This window comes from Nocardioides sp., assembly GCF_035429765.1.
Classification (GTDB): Bacteria; Actinomycetota; Actinomycetes; order Propionibacteriales; family Nocardioidaceae; genus Nocardioides.
The window spans coordinates 1-3,126 of sequence record NZ_DAOMFK010000274.1 but is presented as its reverse complement, the minus strand read 5'-3'; the positions used below and the strand labels follow the sequence as shown (position 1 = coordinate 3,126).

Annotated in this window: 4 protein-coding genes; 1 reads left to right on the top strand and 3 read right to left on the bottom strand. The window is 73.4% G+C overall.

Features of this window, described 5'->3' with window-relative positions; genetic code table 11:
* The coding region (locus PLP61_RS16020) for a class I SAM-dependent methyltransferase (protein ID WP_324503759.1) at positions 1-581 on the bottom strand (581 nt) is incomplete at its 3' end.
* Between the two features lie 66 nt (positions 582-647).
* Between PLP61_RS16020 and PLP61_RS16015 the strand changes: the two genes are divergently transcribed.
* The gene (locus PLP61_RS16015; RefSeq protein WP_324503758.1) at positions 648-1,829 is read left to right on the top strand and encodes a glycosyltransferase family 4 protein; all 1,182 of its coding nucleotides are present in this window, start codon (positions 648-650) and stop codon (positions 1,827-1,829) included.
* Here PLP61_RS16015 and PLP61_RS16010 read toward each other — a convergent pair.
* Both PLP61_RS16010 and PLP61_RS16005 read right to left on the bottom strand, forming a co-directional pair.
* Positions 1,811-1,972, bottom strand: coding sequence for a hypothetical protein (locus PLP61_RS16010; protein WP_324503757.1), 162 nt, complete (start codon positions 1,970-1,972; stop codon positions 1,811-1,813). The genes PLP61_RS16015 and PLP61_RS16010 overlap by 19 nt on opposite strands.
* 37 nt (positions 1,973-2,009) lie before the next feature.
* A partial coding sequence (locus PLP61_RS16005) for an MmpA family trehalose lipid delivery protein (RefSeq protein WP_502889094.1) occupies positions 2,010-3,126 on the bottom strand: 1,117 nt, incomplete at its 5' end.

Genomic DNA, 3,126 nt, shown 5'->3' with positions numbered 1-3,126 from the left:
AGGCACTGGCCGCACTTATTCTTCGGCTCCCGCCCGTCCCGCGGTCGGTAGCGCCGGCGGGCACGGGCCCCGCCGAGGTAGTGCCACGGAGACGTCTCGTGGCCGCCCCAGGGGCCGTACCAGACGGTGTAGGAGAGGAAGACGATGCCACCGGGCCGCGTCACCCGGACCATCTCGTCGGCCATCCGCCACGGGTCGGGCACGTGCTCGAGCACGTTGGAGGAGTAGCACAGGTCTACCGAGCCGTCCCGGAAGGGCAGTCGCATGCCATCGCCGATCACAGTGCCTGCGGCGATGCCACCCAGGCCCGAGAGCTCGCCGACGTCGGCGTCGAGGGCGAGGTAGGTCGACCCGGCCCGGCGGAAGGCGTCCCGGAAGTAGCCCGGCCCGCCGCCGACGTCCAGCACGGTGGCCCCGGCCAGGTCGAGGTAGCCGGCCAGCTGGCCGGTCGAGTCGGCTGCCAGCGACGAGTAGAACCTGGCCGGGTCGTCCTGCTCGTGCCGGAAGTCGGCGAACAGCCGGACCGAGCGACCGAGCGTCGCGGACCAGGGCGAGGGCAGTCCTCGGTCTCTGATCGGCACCCGCGAACCCTACCCGAGGGTAGTGCGCGTCCAGGCGGCGGTGACCACCCGCTAGCGTGGGGGATTGTGTCCGACTCCGAAGCCGATCCGCTGCCAGGTCTGCACGTCGTGCTCCTGAACTGGCGCGACACCGGCAACCCGGAGGGCGGCGGCGCGGAGCTGTACCTGGAGAAGATGGCGTTCGGGCTGGCCCAACGCGGTTGCCGGGTGACATTCTTCTCCGCGGCCTACCCCGGGGCCGCCCCGGACGAGACGATCGCGGGAGTGCGGTTCGTGCGTCGCGGCTCGAAGCTCACCGTGTACTCCCGCGGGCTGGCGGCGTTGCGGTCGGGTGCTCTCGGGCCCGTCGACGTGGTCGTCGACGTCCAGAACGGGATGCCGTTCCTGAGCCGCGCGATCACCGGGAAGCCGGTGGTGGTGCTCGTGCACCACGTGCACCGTGAGCAGTGGCAGGTCGTCTACCCGGGCTTTCCGGGACGGGTCGGCTGGTTCGTGGAGAGCAGGCTGGCGCCCTGGCTCTACCGACGCTGCCAGTACGTCGCGGTCTCCCGCGCCACTCGGGAGGAGCTGGGCGAGCTGGGGGTGGACGGGTCCCGCGTCGCGGTCGTCCACAACGGCACCGACCCCGTCCTCGCGGTGGACTCCCGGAAGTCGGCGAACCCGAGCATCTGCGTGGTCGGGCGGCTGGTTCCCCACAAGCAGGTCGAGCACGCCATCGACGCGGCGGTGGGGCTGCGCGAGCGGCTGCCCGACCTGAGGCTGCACGTCGTGGGCTCGGGGTGGTGGGAGTCGGAGCTGAGGGCGTACGCCGCTGCGAAGGACGCGGGCGACACCGTGGTGTTCGAAGGTCACGTGGACGAGGTGCGCAAGCAGGAGGTCTACGAGAGCTCCTGGGTGATGGCGCTCCCCTCGCTCAAGGAGGGCTGGGGCCTGGTCGTGGGCGAGGCCGGGATGCACGGGACACCCACCGTCGCCTACCGCAGCGCGGGAGGCACCCGGGAGTCGATCGCCGACGGGCGCTCCGGTCTGCTCGTGGACACCCTGGCGGAGTTCACCGCGGCACTCGGGTCGGTCCTCACCGACCCCGACCACCGGGCGCGGCTCGCGGCGGGCGCACGGCACCACAGCCGGCAGTTCACCTGGGAGCACTCCCAGGCGGCCTTCGCGCACGTGGTCGCGGCCGCCGTGCAGGGACGGCGGATCAGCGCCCAGGACGAGGTGGGGTCAGGTCACTCCGTGGAGCCGTAGTCGATGGTGGGACTGCTGACGTCCCCCACGCGGTCTGCGTGCCCGTTGACCTGCCCGTTGATCAGACCGAACAAGGTCACCGTCGCCACCGTGCCGCCGACGAGGACACTGACGATCATGCCGATGATGCTGCCGATACCCACGACCGGACCCCTCCCTAGGCTACCCGGGGCGACACTATCACCGACGGGCAACATCCCCGGTATCGAGTGGTCCGCCTCGTCCGGCTGCTCGCGACCGCACCCGGACGAGGCCGGCGACAGCCGCCAAGATCAGGCCCAACCAGGCGGTCCACGCCATCGCGAGGACCGCACGGTCGCGCCTGGCCACCACCCTGGGCACGGCGGTGGCGGCAAGCTCGACCACCCGTACGTCGGGCCCGGCCACCAGGGATCGCCCGGCCAGCAGCACAGGGTCCCCGGGGTCGACCGCTGCGTACTGGATGCCGAGTGCGGCGAGCGCGGTGGAGCGCTCCTGCGGGGTGGGCCGGCGCAGCGCGGCGCGGACCCGGGGACCGCGCGGGTCCTCTCCCGCCAGCACCCGTCCGGACACGCTGAGCTCGTCGCTGGTCACGTCGTTGGGGGTGAGCACCCTCCCGAGCGGCGCAAGCACCTTGCGGTGGTCGTTCCAGGCCGGAGCCCGGTAGCTGGTGAACGGCAGGATCACGACGTCGCCCGGCCGGGATTCCTCCGCCGACGCGAGCGCGGTCCGGGCCGCGGCGTAGCCCAACGGGAACTCGACCGGTCGCAACGCACCCCCGACGCCCCAGGCGAGGTCCGGCAGCACCATCACGGGGAGCAGCACCAGGCCGCCGGCCAGTGCGGCCCGGGGCCCCGGGTGCGGGACCCGGCGCAGCGCGACCTCGGCGCCCGTGCCGGCCAGCACCGCCACCAGCGGTGCGCACAGGGCGAGGAAGCGGGCGCTGTCTCGGACCAGACCGAGCCCGGGGACCAGAGCGGCCAGCTGGTCCACTGCCCCGGGCAGCAGCGCCGGCAGCAGCGCCGCGGTCAGCCCCACCCCCCAACACACGACCAGACCGGGACCGGGACCGCGCCGCGCCCGCCGCCACCAGGTCCGCGCTCCGGCCGCGGCCAGCGCCACCAGCCCGGCCAGGGACACCCAGGCCAGCAGCCCGTCGCGGGAGGCGGGGACCACCTCGGTGTTCCAGATGCCGCCGAGAGTGAGGCCGGCCAGCAGCGGCGGCAGCGGGCCCTCGCCGTGGAGTGCGTACACGCTCGCGTCGCTGGAGGTCGCGGTGCCCGCGTGGAGCGCCCCTGCCACGAGCCAGGGGGCGTTG